Source organism: Helicobacter sp. 11S02629-2 (assembly GCF_002272875.1).
Lineage (GTDB): Bacteria > Campylobacterota > Campylobacteria > Campylobacterales > Helicobacteraceae > Helicobacter_I.
In genome coordinates this window covers 25,436-48,112 of sequence record NZ_MLAN01000006.1, presented here as the reverse complement: position 1 = coordinate 48,112, position 22,677 = coordinate 25,436, and the positions used below count along the sequence as shown (strand labels likewise).

Here is a 22,677-nt window from a genome sequence, read left to right as displayed (position 1 = left end):
CTTGAACATAAGGCACTAACTCCGATGGAATCTAATATAGTATTTAAAGAGATATCACTTGAAAATAAAGACTTAATAAAATCATATTTAGCAAAAGAAACTTTTTTAATCTCAGATATAACTTTTGGGAATCTCTTCATCTGGAGGCATGCAAGAAAGATAGAGTACGCCATAGTTAAAGACTGCTTAATTATAAAAACTACTTATGAGGGTAAAAATCCTTTTATATTTTTCCCAATAGGAGAGGGTGATAAAAAGCAAGCTTTACTAGACTTAAAGACCTACTTTCAAAGCAGTGGAGAGAGGCTAGAGCTTCACAGTGTGGAATCTAAAAACTTAGAGCTTTTAAAAGAGCTTTTTCCTGATGCTAAAGTAGAGCTAAACAGGGATAGGAGCGATTATGTCTATGTGACAAAAGAGCTTATAGAGCTAAAAGGTCGTAAGTTTCATAAAAAGAAAAACCACTTTAATCGCTTTTTAGAAGAACACGCTGGCTTTACCTATGAGCCTATGAGTGAGGCTAACTTAGAAGAGCTTATAGAGCTTCAAACTAAGTGGCATAAACTTAATGATGACCCAAGTGATAAAGGTCTTTACTTTGAGCACGTTGGGATAATTGACGTTTTCAAGCACTTTGATAAGCTAGGGCTTGAAGGTGGGCTTATAAGGTGTAGTGGTAATATTATGGCTTTTAGTTTTGGCGAAATAGCAACTAATGAGATGTGTGTTATACATATAGAAAAGGCTGATATCTCTTATAGAGGAGCTTATCAAGCTATCAATCAGCAGCTTTTAAGTCATGCCTTTTCTATGATACTTTATGCTAACCGTGAAGAAGACCTTGGTATAGAAGGACTAAGAAAGGCAAAGCTTAGCTATAACCCAACTATGATAGTTGAAAAGTACGAGGTTTTAGTATGAAGTACTGTAAGCAAAATGGCAGCATGCTAACTCCCATCTTAGTTTTTAAAAAGCTTGATGCAAAGATCTTACTTGAAAGTGCTTCACTGCACATGGGCAAGGGGCGTTTTTCTATCATAGTAAAAGACATAGCTTTTAAGCTTGTCTTAGAAAAAGATAGTACTTTTTTAAAAGTGGATTCTAAGTCTTATTGCCTAGATACTTTAGAAAACCTAGAAGGTATAGAATCTACTCACCTAGCTTTATTAACTAGCATCTTAAAGCATAAAGCCCTAAAGCTTGAAGCTAAAAAACATGAAAGTGATGAAAAAAAGAATCTCCTTTTAAAAGAGTATAAGGGCTTAGACTTTTTAGACTATGTGGGCTTGATGTCTTGTGTCTTAAAAGAAGATAGCAGCCTTAAGACTAAAGAAGAGATAGCTGAGCTAGAAGCACTTCCTTTGCCTTTTGGAGGTCTAGGCTATCTAGGCTATGAGTTTTTCTCTCAAGTAGAAGAGATTAGCTTTACTAAAAAAGGGCTTTATGAAGCGCCAACTTGCCAGTTTATCTATGGTAAAGAGTATGTGATATTTGATCACTTATATGATGAGTTTTATCTTATAACGACTAAGTATTCAAAGCTTAGCTTAGAAGACTTAAAAGCCTTACTTGAAAAGCCTTATACTCCAAAGACTGAAGCTAGTGTCCACTCAGAGATAGTTAGTAAAAGTAATAAGTCTTGGTATATGAGTGGAGTAGAGGCTATTAAAAAAGAGATCTATAAGGGGACTTTTTTACAGTGTGTCCTAAGTAGAAGCATAAGTATAAAAAGTAATCTGAACCCTTTAAGTATGTATGAAAGATTAAGGAGGGCTAATCCAAGTCCTTATATGTACTATCTTGACTTAGGTGAGCTAACTATCATAGGAGCAAGCCCAGAAGTCATGCTTAAGTGTGAAGGCAAGGTGCTTACTTTAAGGCCAATAGCAGGGAGTGCTAAAAGGGGAGCTAGCTTAGAAGAAGATAAACAAAACGAACTTGACTTACTTGCAGATGTAAAAGAAAGCGCAGAGCACTTAATGCTAGTAGATTTAGGGCGTAATGATTTAGGTAGGGTAAGCAAAGAAGTAAAGATGAATGCTTTTAGGGTCATAGAAAAGTACTCTAAAATCATGCACATAGTAAGTGAAGTAAGTGGGACTTTAAGAGAAGGCATCACTTCAAAAGACGCACTCAAAGCTAGCTTTCCAGCAGGTACTGTAAGTGGTGCGCCAAAAGTAGAGGCTGTAAAGTTTTTAGAGCGTATTGAACCACATGCTAGAAAGATCTATGCAGGTGCTATAGGCTATTTTAAAAGTAATGATGACTTAGATAGTGCTATAGCTTTAAGAACAGCAGTTTATAAAGATGGTATCTACTACCTCCAAGCAGGGGCTGGCATAGTTATGGATAGTGATCCTTTAAAAGAGTACATTGAAACTAACACTAAGCTTGGAGCCCTTTTGCAAGCTTTAGAGGTTAAAGTAGAAGATTAAAGCTAGGCTATCTTATATTTTTATATCTATATTTGACTGCTACGTCATAGCCGTGCGTGTCACACTCCTAGCCTACTGATAAGAGTAAAAACTAGATTCTATAAAACTATAGAATCTATAAAAACTTAAAACTTAAAGTTAACTCCAAGTCCTAGTTGCATCAAAGGATAAGAGCTTAGGTCTATAGTTTGCCTTGTGACATTCATAGATGTGCCATTAGAGCTAATAGAAGTTCTATCAGGTGTGACGTGGAAGTCATCAAAGTTTGCATTTATGGTTTTGAAAAAGAGTTCAAACTCTAGCCATCTTAAGGGCGAGTAAGTAAAACCAGTTATAACACCACCAGCAAAGTAGTTATTACCACCTACTCTTATATTTGAGATATTAGATATATCACTACTTGAGTTATTTCTTAAAATAGCCCCACTATTTTGTATCTCTAAGTTTAGATAGCCCATGTGAAAGCCTCCAAAGACACCAAAGTTTTGCAAGAAAGTATACTTATAGTCTATGTTAAGTGCTATATAGTTCATCCTAAGATTCCCTAGTCTATAAACGCCATTACTATAGTCTCTATCATAGCTTAGGTTTACTCTCATGTACTGGTTTGGCCCCCAAGTGTTAAACTCATATCCAGCTTTTACTCCAAAGCCAAAGTGACCTAGTGTCCCACTACTTTCAAAGTCATCATTATCAGCATTGCTATTTGTGCCATTATTACTTACCTTGTACTCGCTATCTATACCACTTAGACCACCAGTGCCCCTTAGCCCTAACACAAAGCTATTAGCACTAAGAGTAGTGGTTAGAAGAGAGCCTGCTAGCATGCTAAAAGCTACAAATCCTAAAACTTTATATCTTCGCATTTTATTTCCTTTATAATTACACATTCAAAATAAGTCTGATTATAACTTTCTAATATCAAGGGCATAACAAAAGGAGAAGATTCTATGCAACTTAAAAGCATTAGAATTATATTAGTAGCATATATAGGTGTAATCTTAGTTGGGGCTATAATCCTAACTTTACCCGGCATGCACAATGGTCCTATAAACTTTACAGATGCCTTGTTTACAAGCGTAAGTGCACTAACTTGTACAGGAATCATAGTAAAAGACACAGCGCTTGATTTTACAACTGGCGGGCAGATAACTATCTTAGTTTTAATCCAAATTGGTGGTTTTGGATATATGAGTGCCTTAGGGCTTTTATATCTTTTTGTAAGAAAGAAGCTTAGCAACTCTGAAAAAAACCTTATAAAAGAAAATATAAACTACTCAACGCTTGATGGTTTAGGGCGTATGATGATAAGGACTATCATCTTTGTTTTAAGTGTAGAGATAGTAGCAGCTATCATCTTAAGTATACGTTTTAGTATGTATAAAAATATAAGCATAGGTGAAGGTATCTATGCTGGAATCTTCCATGCCATAAGTGCTTTTAATAATGCAGGTTTTTCTATATTTAGCACTAACTTAGCAGCTTATAGAAGCGATCTAACTATAAACTTAGTTGTTTGTCTTTTAATCATCATAGGAGGGCTTGGCTATGTATGTATGCTAGAGCTTAATAACTTCTGCTTAAGTAAGATAAAAGCTATCTTGACTAGAAAGTACATCCACGTAAGGATGAGTTTGAACACAAAAGTTATCTTGCTAGTTACTGTTATATTGATATTTGGCGGGACTTTTATGATACTTTTACTTGAGTGGAACAACCCTAATGTCATGAGTATGAAAGGGCTTAATGACTACACTAAAGTCTTAAGTGCTTTTTTTGCCTCAGTCAACTATAGAACTGCTGGGTTTAATACCTTTGATCTAGGTCATCTAACTGGTGCTGATATGTTTTTCTCAACCTTTCTTATGAACATAGGAGGATCTCCGGGAGGAACTGCTAGTGGTATAAAAGTGACCACTTTAGCGGTGCTTATAGCCTACTCTTACTCAGTTATCACAAACCAAAAACAAGCCAAGCTTTTTAACCGTGCCATACCACAATATGTCATATCTAAGTCTATAACTGTTTTTGTTATAGCTTCTTCTTATATATTTGTAGCGACTTTTTTACTAGCACTAACCCAGCCTCATGCAAGCTTACTTGCTATCATCTATGAAGTAGGGAGTGCTTTTGCTACAGTTGGCGTTTCAGTGGGTAATGGCGGGACTGTTAGCCTAAGTGCTAACTTTAATGAGATAGGTAGGATAATCATAATGCTTTTAATGTTAGGTGGGAAGGTTGGAATCTTGAGTTTTACCCTTATCTTTTCAGGGACTTCAAAGGCTACAGAGGCTAAATATATAGAAGAGCAAATATCAATTTAAGGGACAGTTATGGATAAAATATATGGAGTTATAGGGCTTGGCAAGTTTGGATTCCACCTTGCTAAAGGACTGGTTGATAATAATGAAAATGTGATCCTTTGTGATAGTAAAGAGACACCTTTTCAAGAGTTAAAAGATAGAGTAGAGCAGATTTATGTACTAGATTCTACAGATAAGAGGGCGCTAAAAGAAGCAGGTATGAGCGAGCTTGATGTAGTCATAGTTAGTATTGGTGAAAACATAGAAGCAAGCATCCTAACAGTGATGGCACTAAAAGAGCTTAAAAATAAGAGAATAATTGCCAAAGCCGTTAGTGCAACACATGGGGCGATACTAGAAAAACTTGGTGTTGATGAGGTAGTCTACCCCGAAAGGCAAGCTGCTTTTAGGCTTTTAAGTGAGCTTACAAAAGCTAAGCTTGATACTATAGACTTAAGTGCTAATATGAAGTCTTGTAAGACTATAGCAAACTCTTATTTTGCCAAAAGAAGTATAAAAGCCATAGCTAGTGAAGATGGTATAAAGATAGTTGCTATTAAGAGGGATGAAGAGTGGAATCTAGACTTTAAAGATGACTTTTTAGTGCAGAAAAACGATATCTTGCTTTTCTTGGGGACTAACTTAGCCATAGAAGAGATAAGTAAAAAGATAGAAGATTAAAAGTTATAGAATCTTTGCTAGCTAGTTTTTGTTTTACTAAGTGTTGTGTTATAAGGGCTTAGAATCTATTCTCATAGGTGATATTTATCTTGATGTCAGGAGACTTTAAGACTGATATCGACAATCTTTATATTGTCATATGCTAGTTAGTGATATAGTCACTAACGTAGTAATCATATATTGATAACTCATACACGCTGCATTCTTTAATAGCGATATAAAATAATGACATATAAGACATGAAGGCTTATCTTGCTAAATCTCATTTTTATCACTTAGAAATACTTGCGATTTTTGTAAAAGTGAGATGGTAAGCTAGTACAGGCTAGGACAAAAAAAGAAGCTTTTAAAGATATTTAATATTTAGTTAGTAAAAATGTTTTCAAAAACTTGACTTACTAAAAAAAAAGTTCTATAATTTGATTTCGTTTTTAAGAACGACCCGTTAGCTCAGCTGGTAGAGCAATTCCCTTTTAAGGAATGGGCCGTTGGTTCGAATCCAACACGGGTCACCATTAATTTGAATTTAAAATTGCTAATCTGGCCCCTTCATCTAGTGGTTAGGATATCGCCCTTTCACGGCGAGTACAGGGGTTCAAGTCCCCTAGGGGTCACCACTTAAATATTTTTAGTGTCAACAAGATGCTTTTTAAAAGGTCGCTTAGCTCAGTTGGTAGAGCGCTACCCTTACAAGGTAGATGTCACAAGTTCGAGTCTTGTAGCGACCACCATTTTTTAATGTGTTACTTTTCGCGGAGTGGTAGTTCAGTTGGTTAGAATACCTGCCTGTCACGCAGGGGGTCGCGGGTTCGAGCCCCGTCCATTCCGCCAGCTACAGTTTTTATCCCCTACATTTTTATATTTCTAAACTCTCGGTTAATTCTTTTTTATTTTTATCTCAATCTTAATTAAAAGCTTATAAGATTAACTTCTTTAAAAGTTAGATTTTTGCATGGAGATTTGTTATGGGACCACTTGATCTTGGATTGATGATATTTTTATTACTTGTTGTTTTAATTGGACTTGGTTACTTTTTATATTATGCCTTTAAAAGTGAGTAAGGTTGCTAGTACATATTTGCTGTAGTGTAGATAGCCATTTTTACTTATCAGAGTTACGCAAAATCTATCCTGATGAGAACTTAAGCGCTTTTTTTTATAATCCAAATATCCATCCAAAAGCAGAACACGATCTAAGACTAGAAGATGTAAGAAGAAGCTGCAAGATGCTTGATATACCACTTATAGAAGATATAGTTTATGATGATAACACGTGGCTTAAGAACTCTAGTGGCTTAGAAAGTGAGCCAGAAAAAGGTGTTCGTTGTACTATGTGTTTTGATATGAGGCTAGAAAAGACTGCTTTAAAGGCTAAAAGTTTGGGCATAGCTAAGTTTACAACTACACTTTTAAGCTCTCCTATGAAAAAACAAAGTGAGCTTTATGCACTTGGAGATATAGTAGCTAGTAGGCATGGCTTAGAGTTTATAAAGATAGACGTTAGAAAAGATGGAGGCACGCAAAGACAAAGCGCCCTAGCTAAAAAAGATAATCTCTACTCGCAAAACTTTTGTGGCTGCATGCACGCACTAAACATCCAAAGAAGCAAGCAAGCTAGACTTCCTTTAGAGCTTTTTACGCCTCTTAATAAGCAGATACTCCCTGCAAGTATAGAAGATAGAAGTCTTACTTTTAAAAAGCGCGACTTTTTGGAATCTAAGGGCAAGGGCTATATCTTACGATCTAAAAAGATGCTAGTTTGGAGGCTTATAAACGCTAGTGTAAAGCTAGTAGCACCCAATGATGTAAAGGTTTTAAACTCTTATATCTTACTTAACTCAGATTCCAAAAGAAGCGTAAAAAGTGGCACTATAGTCTATATAAAACCTAACTTTATAGCAGAGTTTTTAGAATTTACTATGCCAGAAAAGCTTTCTTTATACAAAGAAGATGAAAGCTTATGTATAGGCTATTCAAAGAGGGATGATTTTATATTTTTAAGCCTTAAGATGTTAAATCTACTAAGTGCTAAAAACTTTCAAACTATCAAAGATATAAGCCTAAGCTACGAAGAAGAGCTAAGGCTGCGTATCTTACTAAGTGGTGCAGATAGTATTAATGCGATAATTATTTTAGATACCATAGTCCCCCACAGTTTGCTTATAGATATATGTTCTATTAGGCAGATTGAAAGTGTATATGAAGTCATAGAGGAGTATAGATGAAGTTTTTAGATGGAATCTTAAAGCTATTAAAGATAGTTTTTTGGATAGTTTTAATAATCATAGTTATAGTTATACTAGTAAGTATGACTTATACTAAATCTACACCAATGCCTAATCTTGCAAAGCTAGAACTAAAGTCCATGATTATAAATAGTGATGATATGCAAAAGCAAATTGACCGTATAAAAGAGAATCCAAGCATAAAAGGCGTACTTTTAGAAGTAAACTCTCCGGGTGGTACTATGAGTGGGAGTATAGAGATAGCAGACTTATTAAAAGACCTTAGGCTTCCTATAGTCGCTTATGATGCAGGGGTTATGGCTAGTGGGAGTTACTATGCAAGTATCTATTCAGATTATATCGTGGCTAATAGGGGTGCGTTAGTAGGCAGTATAGGCGTGATATTTGAAGGCTTTGATATACAAAACTTACTTGCTAAGCTAGGCGTAGAGCCTCAGACCCTGCAAGCTGGTAAGTATAAAAGTGCAGGTACTTTCACAAGGCAGTGGACTAATGAAGAAAAAGACTATCTCCAAAACCTAGTTAATAAGCAGTATGCCCTTTTTGTAAACGACGTCAAAGAAAGACGCCACTTAAAAGAATCGCCAAACATCTTTGCTGAAGGGAAAGTTTTTAGTGCTAGTGAGGCTAAAGACTTAGGTCTTATAGATGAAGTAGGAAGTAAAAGTGATGCAGTAAAAAAACTACTTATGCTTATAAAACAAAAAGATCCAAAAGATGCTATCACTAAGCCAGTTTGGTTAGAAAAGCCAAAGGTTGAAAACTTCAAAGACATGCTTATTAATAACGTCAGTTCAAAAGTTTTAAGCAGTATTAGTTCTAAGGTGTGGATGTGATACTAAAAGTAAGTACTGATGACTTAGAAGGACTAGTAGCAAAAGTTTCAAATATACTCTATAAACGCGACCTTAACATAGAGCAAAATAGTGAGTTTGTGGATAAAAGTGAAAATAGATTCTATATGAGGACTGAGTTTAGCGGGACTAATACTAAAGGGTTAGAAAAAGAGCTAAAAGACGCCTTGCCAAGTGCACATATAGACCTTTTAGAATCTAGAAAAAAAGATATAGTAGTTTTTTGCACTAAAGAAAACCACTGCTTAGGTGATCTTTTATTAAAAAACCACAGTGCTGAGTTAAACGCAAATATAAAAGCAGTTATTAGTAATCACGAAGTACTGCGTGCTTTAGTAGAGAAGTTTGACATACCTTACTTTTATGTGCCAGTTAGCGAAGATCTTTTAAAAGAAGAAAGCATAAAAAAGCAAGAAGAAGAGATCTTAAGGCTGCTTAGTAGCTATAGCTTTGACTATATAGTCTTAGCCAAATATATGAGAATCCTAAGTGATAGCTTTTGTGAATGCTTTCCAAGTAAGATTATAAACATACATCATAGCTTTCTTCCAGCCTTCATCGGGGCCAATCCCTACAAACAGGCATTTGAAAGAGGAGTTAAAATAATTGGTGCAACTGCTCACTTTGCTACTTCTGATCTTGACTGTGGGCCTATCATCTCTCAAGATATTATTAATATTGATCATACTTATACTTGGCAGATGCTTCAAAGAGCTGGGAAGAATGTAGAGCGTTCAACCCTAGCGCGTGCACTTGATCTAGTCTTTGACGATAGGGTTTTTATATATAAAAATAAAACTGTGGTGTTTTAGGTATCGTTTTTTTTGCGGAAGGCTATTTGGTGTCTTGATATTTTATATCTCCTAGCATATGACATGTAGTAACTGCCTAGTAAAAACGATTATTTTACACTTAGCTATCTATCCACCTAAGGCTAAAAACTTTAGTGTTTCTTTTGCCAGTAGTAAGTATAGTTTAAGCTTATATCGCTACTAAAACCCACATAGCTATTAAAGTAGTGTTTGTACTCTAAAGAGAGGGCATTTACCCCATGTATAAGCATAACTAAGCCAGCACTTAAGGTAGGATTTAAAGTGCCTTTGATGTTGCCACCTTGACTTAGAAGGCTATCTAAGTTTGAGTTATCCCTAGCTTGAGTGTTTTTTAGGCTTACTTTGCCAGTTTTATGCATAAAGTAGTTAGTGTAAGTAAGACCTGCACCTAGCTTATAGCCAAGCTTAAAGTTAGGACTTCCTAAGAGTAAGTGAGTAAAGTTTGCTTTTCTAGCATTTATTAAACACATTTGGCTTAGCACTAAGCCTCTTTATGAGACTAGTGCGAATAAGCTTAGAATCTATAGCCATATCTAAAGCTTAAAGTAGTAGCTATTAAGTCTTGTTTAAAAGTACCTATGTAAGTAAGTCCTAGATTACTACTTTCTCCTATGTTATATCTAGCATTTAGATTGATACTAGCACTTAGTGGGGTATTAGCTAAAGTTACTACATTAAAGCTAAGCTCTTCATCTAAGAAAGAGACATTATTTATAAGATTACTAGATAAAACATCATAAGAGACATAAACTGCAGCTCCTAGCTTTAAGCTTTCATTTGCACTAAACTCATAGCCTAGTCCAAGTGCTGGTAAAAGTGCATTTTGCGTTTTAGAACTTACTTTTAAGCCAAACTCTCCTTGTTCGCTATAAGCAGATTGAAGTAAAAGAGAGTAGTTAAGTCTTAGGGCTGGTAGGATTGAATGTTTATCAAAGTTTAGTTTATAGCCTAGTAGTAAGGAGGCATTAGCTTCATTAGCTAAGTAGCTTGAGCTTGCCTTTGAGTTCCAGTTACTTTGACTTCTAGTTTGACCTATAGCGTGCAAGGCATAACCTAGTGAAGCTTGATAGGTAAAGCCTTCTCCTAGTGAGTAGACATAGATCCTAGGAGCCATGGTGTTGTAGTTAGCTTCAAAGTCAGTCCTTGAGTATAAGTAGCTTAAAGATGCACCAACAATTAAAGTATCAACAAAGCCGATGTTTTCTAAAACTCCTTCAGGTCTATAGTTTACTCCAGCTATAAGTCCAAAGCCATTAGAGCTATAGCTTTTTACTCCACTTCTAGCAGCTTGATAGATATTAGTATATAAAGCTTGTGCATAGGCTTCTACATTAGAGTAGCTTACATACTCATATTCCACATCACTTGCGACTTCTTTTTGCGCAAGTGCTGCTGGTATAGTTTTTTGTGAGGCGTCTGCATACCTAAGCTTAGATATATCAAAGCCTTTTAGTAAGTTAGCAAGACTAGAAGTAGAGATGATATTATCTAGTGTAAAGGTTGTGTTTTGGTTAGATTCTAAGGCGTAGTTTTGAATTGTGTTGTTTAGATCATTTGGTAGCAAGTCATTTAAAAGGGCTTTGGCGTGTTGGCTTATCTCAGCTTGAGTGCTACCTTCTATAATAAGTAATCTATCAAAGACTTTAGCACTTGTAGAGTTAGTTTTAAACTTTCCATGAGACTTACCAACTTGCAAGGCTATATCTTTTAAGTTATCACTTGGATTATTTAGGATCGCTTTTAGTTTTTCATTAGTTTTATTAGTGTCACTAGGGCTAGTATCACTACTAGTATCACTACTAGCATCACCTTCAGTTGCAGGCTCATCACTTACCATATCAACTAGCCCTGTTTCATTATACTTAGCAAGCAGGCTTAGTTTTTTATCATAGATTTGTTCTGTGTCTTTTAGAGATTTAAGGCGTTTTCTAGGTTTTGGAAACTTTGTGATTGGCTTAAGTGCTTCTTTCTCCTCCCCTTCTTGCTTTGTCCTATTTCTTTCTCGTATCTTTTTGTTTTCTTCTGCTATCTTGGCATTTTCTTCTATTATTGGTGCATTTTCTTTGTCTATTGTTTTATTTTCTTCTGCAAGTTTTGCGTTTTCTTCTGCTATCTTTTTATTCTCTTCTAATATTAGTTTATTTGCTTCTATTGTCTTTTTTTCTTCCTCACTTGGAGTTGCACTTTTACCAAAATAAAAACTTACTAATGTGAAGCTAGAATCTAACTTCTTTTTCCCTAGTTTATATTTACCTGCACTTTCACCTTTTACATCTTTAGTGTCATACTCTGTGCTTTGAAAGTACTCTTTACCCTTTAAGCCACCATCTTCAACATCTAGGCTATCTCTAGTTACTTTCTCTACTACTGGAGTACGTCCTTCTCCTAAAAGTATCCTTCCATTAGTTTGCAGCATATCTTTTTTAAGTAAGAGCGCTTCTTTGCTTTTATCGCTTAGCTTATCGATAAATCCTTGCATATGTTTTTCTGCAGTAGTTTTATTTAGTGCTTCTATCTTAAGGTTAGTTAGGTCTATATCACCTGAATCAAGCTGCAAAGGCTGAAGGTTTATATTACTACCTAGTGGACTATTAGACTTTATAGTGCCTATGTTAAAGCTATCTTCTGTAGTATCAAAGTTAAAAGTAGCATTGATTGCCCTAAAGGCTACATCATTACTACTTTCACCTACATCTATGCTAGTGTAAGGGCTAAAGTTAGCATTTGTAAAGCCATTTATTCCGCTATCTCCTCCACTTATGCTTTCAGTTGCTTTTATAGTATTTAAGCTAGATGTGCTTCCTCCTTGTGTTGTTAGGTTAGTTACATTTCTTATCTTTGATGCATTTATCTTGGCACCATCTTTTAGTATTATGCTTAGTCCAGCACCATCTATACTAGTGGCTTTAAGGTCGGTTTTATCTAGATTTAGGCTACCTGCTATGCCGCTTTTACCCTGTCTTGATTCTGTCCCTAGCATTATATTTTGTACATCAACCTTGCCTCCTTTTATATTTACATCTCCTAGCGTGCTAGAGCTTGCATTAGAAAAGGTAGCATAAGCATCTGATGAAGGCGTGGCGGTATCAGATTCTAAAGTGATAACTATCTTGTTGTTATCTCTATCTTTTACTAGATCTAGATTGTTGGTAGTAGATGAAGTGCCACTTTTAACCTCTACTTGGACTTTATCACTAGAGCCACTAGCATCTTTTATAGTCACAGTATCAGAGTTTTTAAACTTTATAGCTTGGGTTTTAGGTGAAGAGCTAGTTTCCTCATCTGCAACAGGAGTATCTTCAGCACTTGCTGCAGCACCTAAAAGAAGGGATGAAAACAAAACTGGAGCTAGTAAAGAGCGCTTAGCTAGCTTATATAAGTTAGGCTGAGCCTTAGGAGTAAAGGAGGGGGTAAGGCGTTTTGTTTTTAAGCTATTTTGTATATGTGTGGTGTTTGCATCAGACATTAGAATCCTTTCTTAAACTTATGCTTTTTTTGGAGATTCCTGATTTAAAAAGTTGATTGAAACTAAACCGTAGAATCAAGTCTTAACTGTATTTTTAAAAGTGATGATTATTATACTTTAATTTTTATAAAAATAATAATAATTCTTATTATAAAGTATTTTGATTATAGAAGTTAGATTTTAAAGTTTGTTAAGTGTTAGCAAGCCATTTAAAAGCATTTTTAAAGATTTAAAAAATGCAAGATTGACCATAAATGTAGCCTTTAAAAGCAAAGATACTCTAAGTAAATATTTCTCTTAGACACTTAAAATTGCCTTATAATTTAAATCAAAGAACAAATAAGGACTATAAAAAAGTGTCAGCAAAAAATCTATATATAGATAGACTAGGCTTAAGTCTGTTTATAGAATCTTTTCTAAGCTTTTTTTCTCGCCAGATGGATTTTAAAGAAGTAGATTCTATAAGACTAGATTATAAAAAAGACTTAGAATCCAGCCTCATAAAACGCCTTAATGTGGCTAATATGCCTAAGCTTCAAGACCTAGTTGCGAGCTTAGAATCTATAACTTTTGAAGATGCCCCAAGCGTGAAAGTCTTAAGTCCACTTTTTTTAAGCCTTAAAAAAGGAGGCTATCTAGGGCTAAAAGACTTATATGAGTTTGTAAAGATCGCAAGATACTTTCTAGCTTGGGGAAGTAAAAGCCAGCTTGAAGGCGAGCTAAAAGACTACTTTACACGCATAGTTTTTCCAAGTGATATCTTAGAGTTTATAAAAGCTTTTGATAAAGAGGGCAAGATAAAAGAGGGCTTTAATAAAGACTTAGATTCTATAAATCTTGCCCTAGAAGCAAGCAGGCATCGCTTTAAGGACGCTTTAATCTCTGTGCTTAATCAGTCCACATTACAAGAGTACTTAGTAGACAAGCAAGTGCACTTAGTAGAAGGAAGGCAAGCCCTTTTGCTTAGGGCTGGCTTTAGTAACGTGCTTAAGGCTAGGACTATAGCAAGATCAAATAGTGGCTTTTTTTACGTCGTGCCTAATAGCACTCAAAGTGCACTAGAGCAAGTTAGCGCCTTAGAAGATAAGCTTCATCTTATCTTAGAAGCTATAGCTAAAGAGCTTAGTTCTATCTTAAGGCGCCACATGCCTTTTGTGTCTTTTCTGGATAGGGAGTTTGACTTTTTAGATGCCGCTCTTGCTAGGATAAACTTTGCTAGAGCTTATAACTATGAGTTTGTGAGGGCTAAAACGTCTCAGAATCTAAGCGAGTTTAAGTTAGCCATAAAAGACTACAAACATCCAAGTATCAAAAATGCCAAGTCTTTTAGTTTATCTTTTGATAAGCAGCTACTTCTTATAACTGGGGTTAATGCAGGTGGAAAGACTATGCTGCTTAAAAGTATACTAAGTGCTAGCTTTTGTGCTAAGTACTTTATCCCCATGGCTATAAATGCAGCTAAGTCTAATATCCCTTACATAAAACACATAGAGCTTATCTCCCAAGACCCGCAAGATAGCAAGCAAGATATCTCTACTTTTTCAGGGCGTATAAAAGAACTAAGCAGTATCTTAAATCTTAATCATATGATGCTTGGCATTGATGAGATAGAAATAGGCACTGATACTAAAGAGGCTTCTAGCCTTTATAAAACAGTATTAGAGCATATGTTAAATCAAGATTCTAAGATCATCATAACCACGCACCACAAAGAGCTAGCAAGCCTTCTAGCTAGTAATCCAAAAGTAGCGCTTTTAGCCGCTATGTTTGATATAAAAAACTCTCTTCCAACTTATGAGTTTATAGAAGGTATAGGTAAAAGTTACGCTTTTGAAAGTGCACTTAAATATGGCATCCCGGCAAGTTTAGTTAAAAAGGCACAAGATTTTCACGGGGAAGATTCTTTAAGACTAGATAATTTAATAGAAGCACACGCTTATGAGATAACTAAGCTAAAGCAAACTAACCTTGAGTTAGAAACACTTAAAAAAGACTATGCTAAAAAGATGCAGAGTTTAGAGGTGCAAACTAGAGAGCTTAAAAACTCTTATCAGAATCTTAAGTTTGAACTTCAAAGAGAGTACAATCAAAGCATAAAAGAGCTAAAGATGCTACTTAAAAAACTACCTTCTAAGTCAGAAGAAAGCACGCTGATACATAAAGCACTTACTAAAGTTACCAAAAAAGAAGCCAGTAAGACAGAAAAAGAGCTTATAAACTCTAAATCAAAAAGCTTTGAGCTAGATGAGATGGTGGAGTATAAAGGCAGCAAGGCTAAAGTTATAAAAATACTAAAAAGTGAGTATATATTAGAGTTTGAAAATGGCTTGAAGTTGAGTGCTAAGGCGGATGAGTTAAATACTTTCAAAGGTGCTAAAAGCACTAAAACTAGTGTGTCTTATAAAGTAGACGCTGAGGTAAAAGGTGAGTTAAAGCTAGACCTTCACGGGCTTACGCAAGAAGAAGCCCTAGAAGCCATGGATAGCTTTATGTCTAATGCCCTCTTAGCTGGTTTTAATGAAGTCTTGATAGTTCATGGCAAGGGTAATAAGATATTAGCAGGCTTGGTTACTAACTATCTTGATAAAAGCCCTTATGTCAAAGGCTTTGTAAATGCCCCTTTTAATCTAGGCGGCAGTGGCGGCAAGCTAGTTTATTTATAAGGCTTTTTAAAAAACTATCTAATTGCAAGTAAGGATTTTGGTGTATAAAATCTATAACATAGGCTTTTAGGATTTATAGATATTGATTTAGCATGATATTAGTAAGTGGTACTATTCATCATGTGTATATAAAGTTTTTTTGGAGGCTAGTGCCTTAGTTAGATTGTAGCCCATTCTAAGTAATAATATTGCCAAATCTTTTTTAAACTTTATTTTGGTTGGGCGGTTATGGTATATGTAGTTCCTAGCTTTTCTTATTTGGTCTATTTTATTTATAAGTGCGATGTGTGAGTAGGCAGGAAGTAACTCATTTTTGTCATATTTTTTTGATTTAAATGTATTTTCAAAAATATTTATATGTTTATCTAAAATATATATTAAGTCACCAAAACTAAAATTATCAAACAATTCCCAAGTATTTAATCCTTTGTCTTTATGCTTGTTTAGTGTTTTGGGAAAATTGCCATTTAGATACCACTGCTCTCCTAGATTATTGTATATACCTATAGCAAGAGTGCTTCTAAGGGCTACTTCAAAGCAATGCAATAAAAAAAAGCTATCTTCATGTAATAATCTCTTCTTGTTGTAAATATTCATAACCACTGTAATTAGATCTTGGTTTATTTTACTTTTTTGAGCTAAAAAATAAGCCTGTTTTATCGCCCCTTTGAGATAAGAGTGATGCAGTAGACGTGTGCTTTTTGTAAGTTTTTTTATAAAATCTTGTGTTATTAAATGTGGATAGTCTTTAAATAAATCTATAGCATAATCTATAATCTCATTTTGTAGTTCTTTCAACACCAAGCCTTGTATTATTTAATAAAATTATACTAGAATGTCTCCAGTTTAGGGGTGTTCCACCGTGAGTGTGGGTTCAAACTACCCTAAGCTTATTGATATCAACTTCACATAAAAAGCTATCTTAATTTCGATTATCTTACTAGTTTTATCTTCATTTGCATTTATCTTACTTGTGCGGCATTGCGTTTAATTTTATTAAATCAAAATATTTATAACTTTTTTGTATGCAGGTAATGTAAAAGTATTCATTTATTAAGCTAGCACAAGATTGTCTTTTTAATATATTTAGGGATTTTGGCTTTTATCTTAGCAATTGCCAAGATAATGGAATCTATTTTAATAAAACTTAGATTTCAACACTACTATCGCTTAAGTTCGTTTAAGAGGGCTAGTGCAAAGATCTTGTAAAAAGCAAAGTGCACAAAGTGGAGTTCTAGCTTTACATATATGTCTGCCAAAAAGTACCATGCCTTGATGCAAAGAGTTAAGGTTAGTTTTAAATATATCGCTTAAGTCTTTTTCAGTCTCTAGGGGTGTTTTAGCCTGACTTAGATTAAGTCTGTGTGCAACTCTAAAGACGTGGGTATCTACTGCCATGACATTAGTTCCTAAAAGCTCTCCTAAGATTACATTAGCAGTCTTTTGGCCTACGCCACTAAGGCTCATAAGCTCTTTTTGAGTGCTTGGGATCTTGCCGCCAAACTCACTTTCTACTTTTAAAGCCATCTCTTTTAGGTGTTTGGCTTTATTGTTAAAAAAATTAATGCTTTTAATTAGCTCTCTTATAGAATCTACATCTGCACTAGCCAAGGCCTTTGTATCTGGGTAGGCTTTAAAAAGCTTAGGAGTTACTAGGTTTACTCTCTCATCTGTACACTGGGCTGAAAGCATGACTGCTACTAGTAGCTCATAGGCATTGGTATGATTTAGTGCAGTTGTTGCGTCTTTGTAGTGCTCTAAGATTCTGGATTTTATTAAGGCTATGCGTTCTTTTTTGTTTAGCTTTTTATCTACTAGCTGCCCTAGTGAGTGCTTAGGGCTTTTATTTTTATCTTTAGGGGGTTTTTGGGTTATAGCACTAGTTTGCGTGCTATCTTTCACACTATCTTTCTTTATCACTTCTATCTTTCAGTACAATATTTTAAAGTTTATAAGAATCTATTTGACTACGTTTAGGCGTTGTCTGTTGTTAGCTCTCCTACAACCTCTTCTACTTGTATGATCTTAGCCTCTGACCTGCGTAAGGCGACTTGCATACCATCTATATAAACAGAGTAAGTCTGTCTAAATGAAGTTTCAAATGCTGGAGTTATAACAGTCCCTTCATATACACCAAGACTAGTGAAGCGATTTAGCATCTCTTGGTTTGTTGTGTTGATCTTGTCGATTTTGTAGTATTTTCCGTGCACCGCGTTTATTAAAGTCATGTTAGCTCCTTATTGTAAGGCTTTTATGAAAAGTGTATTACAAGAAATAGTTGTCATTCTTAATCTGAAAGAAGACAGACGTATTTTATAACAAAAGCTTTGAAGAGTTTACGAATATTGCAATTTTTATTCTTATTTTTAAGCTTAAGAGTTACATAAAAGTGTTTTATGTTACAATGAAAATTAAGAAAAAAGCTTGAGATTTTAAGGTTGTTAGATGCAGTTTAATTCACACTTAGAGGACTTGCCAGTTTATGAGGCGGGCAAGCCTACGTCACTACTTATGCGTGAGTTTGGGATCGATGAGAAAGACATCATAAAACTAGGCAGCAATGAAAACCCTTTTGGCGCTTCAAGTAAAGTACAAGAGGTATTAAAAGAGCAGGCTAAGTTTGCTAGTGTGTATCCAGATGATTCTTATTATGAGTTAAAAGAAGCCCTTAGCCTACACTTTAATTTGGAATCTAAAAATATCATCATAGGCTCAGGAAGTGATCAAATCATAGAGTACGCCTTGCACGCAAAGTGTGATAAAGATTCTAAAGTGCTTATGGCAAAGTACACTTTTGCTATGTATGAGATTTACACCAAGCAAATAGGTGCTAAAGTCATAAAAACTAATAGCTTTTTATATGACTTAAATGAGATGCTAGATCTAAGTGTAAAAGAAAAGTTTGATGTGATCTTTATCTGCACTCCTAATAATCCACTAGGGGATACTCAAACCAAAGAGGATGTATTTAGCTTTTTAGATAGGGTAAATAAGGATACTTTAGTAGTTATAGATGGTGCTTATATGGAGTATGCAGCAGCGTTTGATAAGAAGTATGAGATAAGCCCAAAAGATATATTAAAGTATGAAAATGTGCTATATCTTGGCACTTTTAGCAAGGCTTATGGGCTAGGTGGCATGCGTATAGGCTATGGTATAGCTAATCCTAAAATCATCACCTTACTGCACAAGTTAAGAGCACCTTTTAACATCACAACTTTAAGCTTACAAGCAGCTATAGCTGCCCTGCAAGATAAAGCGTTTTTAAAAGAAGTTTTAGAATCTAATGTAAGAGAGATGAAGGTTTATGAAAACTTCGCAGCACAAAACTCACTTGATTTTATTAAAAGTTATGCAAATTTTATAACTTTTAATTTAGAAGTGGATTCTACAAAAGTTGCTGATAGTTTATTACGCAAAGGCATTATAATTAGGAACTTGAAAAGCTATAATTTGAACTCTTTACGCTTTACTATTGGCACCGCCAGCCAAAATACTAAGGTTTTGGATTGCTTTAAAGACGCTTTACACGATAGGATTTAGGGGAGGTCTTTAGTTGGACTTTAAAGCTATATTTGCACAAGTTAGCACTTTACTTAAAAAGCTAAATAAAAAGCAAAAGATCGCCATATTAATAACAGTCATTGTTATAGTTGCCTTCCTTGCTTACCTAATAGTCTCTTCCATTGGATCTGGTGAGAAAAAAGGCACAGTAGATGGCTACTCTGTGTTGTTTGAAGGCATGACACCAAGTGATAGCGCACTAGTTTTACAGTATCTCCAAAAAAAGCAGATTCCTTATAAACTTCCTGATGATAAGACCATCCTTGTACCAAAAGATAAAGTCTATGAAGAAAGGATATCTTTAGCCAGCCAAGGACTACCAAAAGATAGTAGAGTAGGCTTTGAGATCTTTGATAATAAAGACTTTGGTAGCACAGAAGGCGAACAAAAGATAAAGTTTTTAAGGGCTACAGAAGGTGAGCTTTCAAGAACTATAGAATCTTTAAGCCCTATAACTAGGGCTAGCGTTAGGATAGCTTTACCAGAAGATACTGTCTTTGTCAGCCGTGCTGCACTCCCTACAGCTTCAGTAGTCTTAGCCTTAAGGCCTAATATGGTCTTAAGTCCAAAGCAGATCTTTGGTATCAAAAACCTAGTTGCTGCAAGTGTTAGCAAACTAACTCCTGATAATGTAAAAGTAGTAGATGAAAACGGTGACCCACTAGGGGAGGATGACGAGCTTTCAACCACTAAAGAAAAAGCCCTAGCTCAGCTTAAATATAAGCAAAACTATGAAAGAGATATGGAATCTAAAATCATAAGCATCATATCTCCTATAGTAGGGGGTAATCAAAAAGTAGTAGCTAAGGTTAATGCAGACTTTGACTTTGCCCAAAGAAACAGCACTCAAGAGACTTTTGACCCAAACAACGTTATAAGAAGTCAGCAAAACCTAGAAGAAAAAAGAACAGGTCCAGCACCTAAGCAAGTAGGTGGAGTGCCAGGTGCTGTTAGTAATATAGGGCCAGTTCAAGGTCTAGATGATAATGGCCAAGAAAAATATGAGAAAAACCAAGACACTACAAACTATGAAGTTGGCAAAACAGTAAGTGAGATAAAAGGCGAGTATGGGACTTTAACTCGCCTCAGTGCTGCTGTAGTAGTAGATGGCAAGTATCAAGAAAATGATACTAATGGCGTTATAAAGTACATTTATCATCCACTTAGTGAACAAGAGCTAAATCAGATTAATGCATTAGTAAAACAAGCCATAGGATATAACCAAACTCGTGGCGATGAAGTTACGGTTGGTAACTTTGAGTTTAACCCACTTGCTTCAAAACAAGTTGTGCTTAGTGGCTATGAGAAAACTACACAGGCTATACAAAAGTATCTTGGTCCTTTCATGCCTCTATTAAGGTATGTGATAGTTATCATCATCCTCTTTTTCTTCTATAAAAAAGTTATCGCACCATTTGCTGAGCGTATGCTTGAGGTGCATGAAGAAGAAGAAGATAAGACTGAAAGCATCTTTGACTACGAAGAAGATGAAGATGCATTAAACCGTGCTAATGAGATGCGTAAAAAAGTAGAAGAGCAACTTGGCATCGGAGAAGGATTTAACGAAGACGCTGTGAAATATGACGTCTTGTTAGAGAAAATCAAAGACGCCATGAAAGAAAAACCAGAAGAGGTTGCAAGTCTTTTTCAAGCTCTCATAAAAGATGAAATTGAGATAAAATAAGCTTAATTTCTCTAGTTAACTTAAGGAGAGTTGAATGGCTACTACTTTAAATGCAAAGCAAAAAGCACAGTATGATGAACTGTCCATGTCTGAAAAGATAGCCATCTTGTTGATACAAGTTGGCGAAGAGATAACTAGCGAGATATTTCACAACCTAGATTTAGATTCCATAACTGAGATAAGTAAGCAGATAATGCAGCTTGGCGGTACTGATAAGGCAGTAGGTGGGGCTGTATTAGAAGAGTTTTATACCATCCTTCAGTCTAACCAGTATATAAACTCAGGCGGTATAGACTTTGCAAGAGAGCTTTTAACTAAGGCACTTGGCCCAGACATGGCAAAAAAGATACTAGATAAGCTAGCAAAAACCATGCAAAGTACCAAAAACTTTGGCTATCTTGATAAGGTCAAACCTCAACAGCTTGCTGACTTTATAGTTAATGAACACCCTCAAACCATAGCACTTATCTTGGCACACATGGATTCTGGTGGGGCGGCTGAGACTTTAGGCTACTTTACAGATGAGATGAAGGCTGAGATATCTATAAGGATGGCTAATCTTGGGGATATCTCTCCTTCAGTAGTTAAAAGAGTGTCAGCTGTGCTAGAACAGCAAGTTGAGTCTCTAACTAGCTATAAGGTTGAAGTTGGAGGGCCTCGTGCTGTTGCTGAGATGTTTAACCGCATGGGACAAAAGACTTCTAAAGCCACTTTAGCCCAGATAGAACAAAGGGATAAGCAGCTTGCTAATGACATAAAAGAGATGATGTTTACCTTTGAAGATATTTCTAAACTTGATAAGAGTGCTATACTTGAGATACTAAAAGTAGTAGACAAAAAAGAGTTAGCCCTAGCTTTAAAAACCTCACCAGACAGCCTAAAACAAAAGTTTATGGATAATATGAGTTCGCGTGCAAGTGAACAGTTTGCAGAAGAGATACAGTTCTTAGGAGCAGTGAAGGTAAGAGATATAGAAGCTGCACAAAGAAAGATAATAGAAGCAGTACAAAACCTCTCAGAACAAGGCCTTATACAGATAGGAGAAGAAGAAGATGTTGTCAACTAAGCAAAATCTCATACAAAAAGAGGATATGCAAGACCACAGAGTTGAAAGGTATGAGTTTAAGTCTATAGCACAAGCTAGTCCTTCTTTTAGTGATGAACCTAGTGCCATCATAGTAAGTGAGCCAAAAGAGCAAGATCTAAACACCAAAGAAGCAAAGACAGAAAAACCAGTTTTTACCTCCTCTTTAGAAAAAGAGCTAATAGATAGGCTTTTACAAAAAAGTGATGAACTAAGCACAAGGCTTGCTAGTATGGAGATACAAGCACAAAAGGCTGAAGAAAACTATGAAAAAGCTAGTCAAGAAAGCTATAAAAGAGGTATAGAAGAAGGAAAAAATATAGCGAGACTAGAGTTAGAACACACTATTAATATAGAAAAAGAAAAGATAGTGAACTCAATAGTTGCCCTAGAAGATACACTAAAAGCTTCTCAAACTCATATAGTAGAGTTAGAAAAAGAACTAAGTTCTATAGCTATAGATATGGCAAAAGAAGTCATTATAAAAGAGATAGATGAGAGTTCTCAAAAAGTAGCCTTAGAGCTAGCTAAGTACTTACTTGGTAGCATTATGGATGCAACCCATGTGCAAATCAAAGTCAACCCAACTGATTATGTCTACTTAAAAGAGCACTTAAAAAATTTAGAAAAAGTTCAGCTTGAAGCAGATAATGCTATCTCAAGAGGAGGAGTAGTTATATCTTCTAATCTTGGCAATCTTGATGGCAATATCATGTCTCGCTATAAGATGCTTAAGCAGTCAGTCTTGGATAATCTAAAAGCCTAAGGCTAGTTAGCATGGAGGAAAAAAATATAACACCACCACAGACCTCTACAACACCAGCTATCAGTCCTAATGAAGTAGTGTCTAAAGACTTAAAGACTA

At 35.4% G+C, this 22,677-nt stretch carries 18 protein-coding genes and 4 tRNA genes; 16 read left to right on the top strand and 6 right to left on the bottom strand.

Annotated features, from left to right (window positions below; translation table 11 throughout):
* The first annotated feature begins 24 nt into the window (after positions 1-24).
* Complete coding sequence (locus BKH40_RS05010; RefSeq protein WP_095277485.1) at positions 25-921, top strand: phosphatidylglycerol lysyltransferase domain-containing protein; 897 nt, start codon at positions 25-27, stop codon at positions 919-921.
* A complete protein-coding gene (locus BKH40_RS05005; protein WP_095277484.1) occupies positions 918-2,435 on the top strand; it encodes an anthranilate synthase component I family protein in 1,518 nt (505 codons plus the stop codon). The genes BKH40_RS05010 and BKH40_RS05005 overlap by 4 nt, the downstream gene beginning before the upstream one ends.
* A 125-nt stretch (positions 2,436-2,560) precedes the next feature.
* Here BKH40_RS05005 and BKH40_RS05000 read toward each other — a convergent pair whose 3' ends face one another.
* Positions 2,561-3,301, bottom strand: coding sequence for an outer membrane beta-barrel protein (locus BKH40_RS05000; protein ID WP_095277482.1), 741 nt, complete (start codon positions 3,299-3,301; stop codon positions 2,561-2,563).
* 84 nt (positions 3,302-3,385) lie between these two features.
* Between BKH40_RS05000 and BKH40_RS04995 the strand changes: the two genes are divergently transcribed.
* From BKH40_RS04995 to purU, 9 genes are all read left to right on the top strand, one after another.
* Positions 3,386-4,759 carry a potassium transporter TrkG gene (locus tag BKH40_RS04995; RefSeq protein WP_095277480.1) on the top strand — a complete coding sequence of 458 codons (1,374 nt, stop codon included), beginning with the start codon at positions 3,386-3,388 and terminating at the stop codon, positions 4,757-4,759.
* 9 nt (positions 4,760-4,768) lie between these two features.
* Positions 4,769-5,419, top strand: a complete 651-nt coding sequence (locus BKH40_RS04990; protein WP_095277479.1) for a TrkA family potassium uptake protein — start codon at positions 4,769-4,771, stop codon at positions 5,417-5,419.
* A gap of 439 nt (positions 5,420-5,858) precedes the next feature.
* Positions 5,859-5,934 (top strand) — tRNA-Lys (locus BKH40_RS04985).
* 27 nt (positions 5,935-5,961) lie between these two features.
* Positions 5,962-6,036 (top strand) — tRNA-Glu (locus BKH40_RS04980).
* Between the two features lie 38 nt (positions 6,037-6,074).
* Positions 6,075-6,150, top strand: a tRNA-Val gene (locus BKH40_RS04975).
* A 23-nt stretch (positions 6,151-6,173) separates the two neighbouring features.
* Positions 6,174-6,250: transfer RNA gene (locus BKH40_RS04970), tRNA-Asp, on the top strand.
* A gap of 232 nt (positions 6,251-6,482) precedes the next feature.
* On the top strand, positions 6,483-7,643 hold the full coding sequence (locus BKH40_RS04965) for an epoxyqueuosine reductase QueH (RefSeq protein ID WP_095277477.1): 1,161 nt from the start codon (positions 6,483-6,485) through the stop codon (positions 7,641-7,643).
* Complete coding sequence (gene sppA, locus BKH40_RS04960; protein WP_095277475.1) at positions 7,640-8,500, top strand: signal peptide peptidase SppA; 861 nt, start codon at positions 7,640-7,642, stop codon at positions 8,498-8,500. Before BKH40_RS04965 ends, sppA begins: the two co-directional genes overlap by 4 nt.
* Positions 8,491-9,330, top strand: coding sequence for a formyltetrahydrofolate deformylase (purU, locus tag BKH40_RS04955; RefSeq protein WP_095277474.1), 840 nt, complete (start codon positions 8,491-8,493; stop codon positions 9,328-9,330). Before sppA ends, purU begins: the two co-directional genes overlap by 10 nt.
* A gap of 131 nt (positions 9,331-9,461) precedes the next feature.
* Here purU and BKH40_RS04950 read toward each other — a convergent pair whose 3' ends face one another.
* Positions 9,462-9,833 carry a hypothetical protein gene (locus BKH40_RS04950; RefSeq protein WP_095277472.1) on the bottom strand — a complete coding sequence of 124 codons (372 nt, stop codon included), beginning with the start codon at positions 9,831-9,833 and terminating at the stop codon, positions 9,462-9,464.
* Positions 9,834-9,865: 32 nt separating this feature from the next.
* Positions 9,866-12,817, bottom strand: a complete 2,952-nt coding sequence (locus BKH40_RS04945; protein WP_095277470.1) for an autotransporter outer membrane beta-barrel domain-containing protein — start codon at positions 12,815-12,817, stop codon at positions 9,866-9,868.
* 356 nt (positions 12,818-13,173) lie between these two features.
* Here BKH40_RS04945 and BKH40_RS04940 point away from each other — a divergent pair, with 356 nt between their 5' ends.
* Positions 13,174-15,480 carry a Smr/MutS family protein gene (locus BKH40_RS04940; RefSeq protein ID WP_095277468.1) on the top strand — a complete coding sequence of 769 codons (2,307 nt, stop codon included), beginning with the start codon at positions 13,174-13,176 and terminating at the stop codon, positions 15,478-15,480.
* 111 nt (positions 15,481-15,591) lie between these two features.
* Here BKH40_RS04940 and BKH40_RS04935 read toward each other — a convergent pair whose 3' ends face one another.
* The 3 genes from BKH40_RS04935 to BKH40_RS04925 all read right to left on the bottom strand — a co-directional run bounded on the left by BKH40_RS04935 (position 15,592) and on the right by BKH40_RS04925 (position 17,708).
* Positions 15,592-16,278 carry a hypothetical protein gene (locus tag BKH40_RS04935; RefSeq protein ID WP_095277466.1) on the bottom strand — a complete coding sequence of 229 codons (687 nt, stop codon included), beginning with the start codon at positions 16,276-16,278 and terminating at the stop codon, positions 15,592-15,594.
* 372 nt (positions 16,279-16,650) lie between these two features.
* Entirely contained in the window at positions 16,651-17,265 is a 615-nt protein-coding gene (gene nth / locus BKH40_RS04930; protein WP_095277612.1) for an endonuclease III, read from the bottom strand.
* Positions 17,266-17,453: 188 nt separating this feature from the next.
* Positions 17,454-17,708: a FeoA family protein gene (locus tag BKH40_RS04925; RefSeq protein ID WP_095277464.1), complete on the bottom strand. Its 255-nt coding sequence runs from the start codon at positions 17,706-17,708 to the stop codon at positions 17,454-17,456.
* Positions 17,709-17,925: 217 nt separating this feature from the next.
* Here BKH40_RS04925 and hisC point away from each other — a divergent pair, with 217 nt between their 5' ends.
* From hisC to fliH, 4 genes are read left to right on the top strand one after another with little or no spacing between them, the layout of a single operon-like run.
* Positions 17,926-19,023 carry a histidinol-phosphate transaminase gene (gene hisC / locus BKH40_RS04920; RefSeq protein ID WP_095277462.1) on the top strand — a complete coding sequence of 366 codons (1,098 nt, stop codon included), beginning with the start codon at positions 17,926-17,928 and terminating at the stop codon, positions 19,021-19,023.
* A gap of 13 nt (positions 19,024-19,036) precedes the next feature.
* Positions 19,037-20,728, top strand: a complete 1,692-nt coding sequence (gene fliF / locus BKH40_RS04915) for a flagellar basal-body MS-ring/collar protein FliF (protein WP_095277460.1) — start codon at positions 19,037-19,039, stop codon at positions 20,726-20,728.
* A 34-nt stretch (positions 20,729-20,762) separates the two neighbouring features.
* On the top strand, positions 20,763-21,794 hold the full coding sequence (fliG, locus tag BKH40_RS04910; protein ID WP_095277459.1) for a flagellar motor switch protein FliG: 1,032 nt from the start codon (positions 20,763-20,765) through the stop codon (positions 21,792-21,794).
* Positions 21,781-22,578, top strand: coding sequence for a flagellar assembly protein FliH (gene fliH, locus BKH40_RS04905; RefSeq protein ID WP_095277457.1), 798 nt, complete (start codon positions 21,781-21,783; stop codon positions 22,576-22,578). Before fliG ends, fliH begins: the two co-directional genes overlap by 14 nt.
* The last annotated feature ends 99 nt before the right edge of the window (positions 22,579-22,677 follow it).

What these genes read in the sequence shown, in the direction of transcription:
- BKH40_RS05005 (WP_095277484.1), top strand. Translation starts at nt 918, where the DNA reads ATGAAGTACTGTAAGCAAAATGGCAGCATGCTAACTCCCATCTTAGTT.
- fliH (WP_095277457.1), top strand. Translation starts at nt 21,781, where the DNA reads ATGTTGTCAACTAAGCAAAATCTCATACAAAAAGAGGATATGCAAGAC.
- BKH40_RS04945 (WP_095277470.1), bottom strand. Translation starts at nt 12,817, where the DNA reads ATGTCTGATGCAAACACCACACATATACAAAATAGCTTAAAAACAAAA.
- fliG (WP_095277459.1), top strand. Translation starts at nt 20,763, where the DNA reads ATGGCTACTACTTTAAATGCAAAGCAAAAAGCACAGTATGATGAACTG.
- hisC (WP_095277462.1), top strand. Translation starts at nt 17,926, where the DNA reads ATGCAGTTTAATTCACACTTAGAGGACTTGCCAGTTTATGAGGCGGGC.
- sppA (WP_095277475.1), top strand. Translation starts at nt 7,640, where the DNA reads ATGAAGTTTTTAGATGGAATCTTAAAGCTATTAAAGATAGTTTTTTGG.
- BKH40_RS04990 (WP_095277479.1), top strand. Translation starts at nt 4,769, where the DNA reads ATGGATAAAATATATGGAGTTATAGGGCTTGGCAAGTTTGGATTCCAC.
- BKH40_RS05010 (WP_095277485.1), top strand. Translation starts at nt 25, where the DNA reads ATGGAATCTAATATAGTATTTAAAGAGATATCACTTGAAAATAAAGAC.
- BKH40_RS05000 (WP_095277482.1), bottom strand. Translation starts at nt 3,301, where the DNA reads ATGCGAAGATATAAAGTTTTAGGATTTGTAGCTTTTAGCATGCTAGCA.
- BKH40_RS04925 (WP_095277464.1), bottom strand. Translation starts at nt 17,708, where the DNA reads ATGACTTTAATAAACGCGGTGCACGGAAAATACTACAAAATCGACAAG.
- BKH40_RS04995 (WP_095277480.1), top strand. Translation starts at nt 3,386, where the DNA reads ATGCAACTTAAAAGCATTAGAATTATATTAGTAGCATATATAGGTGTA.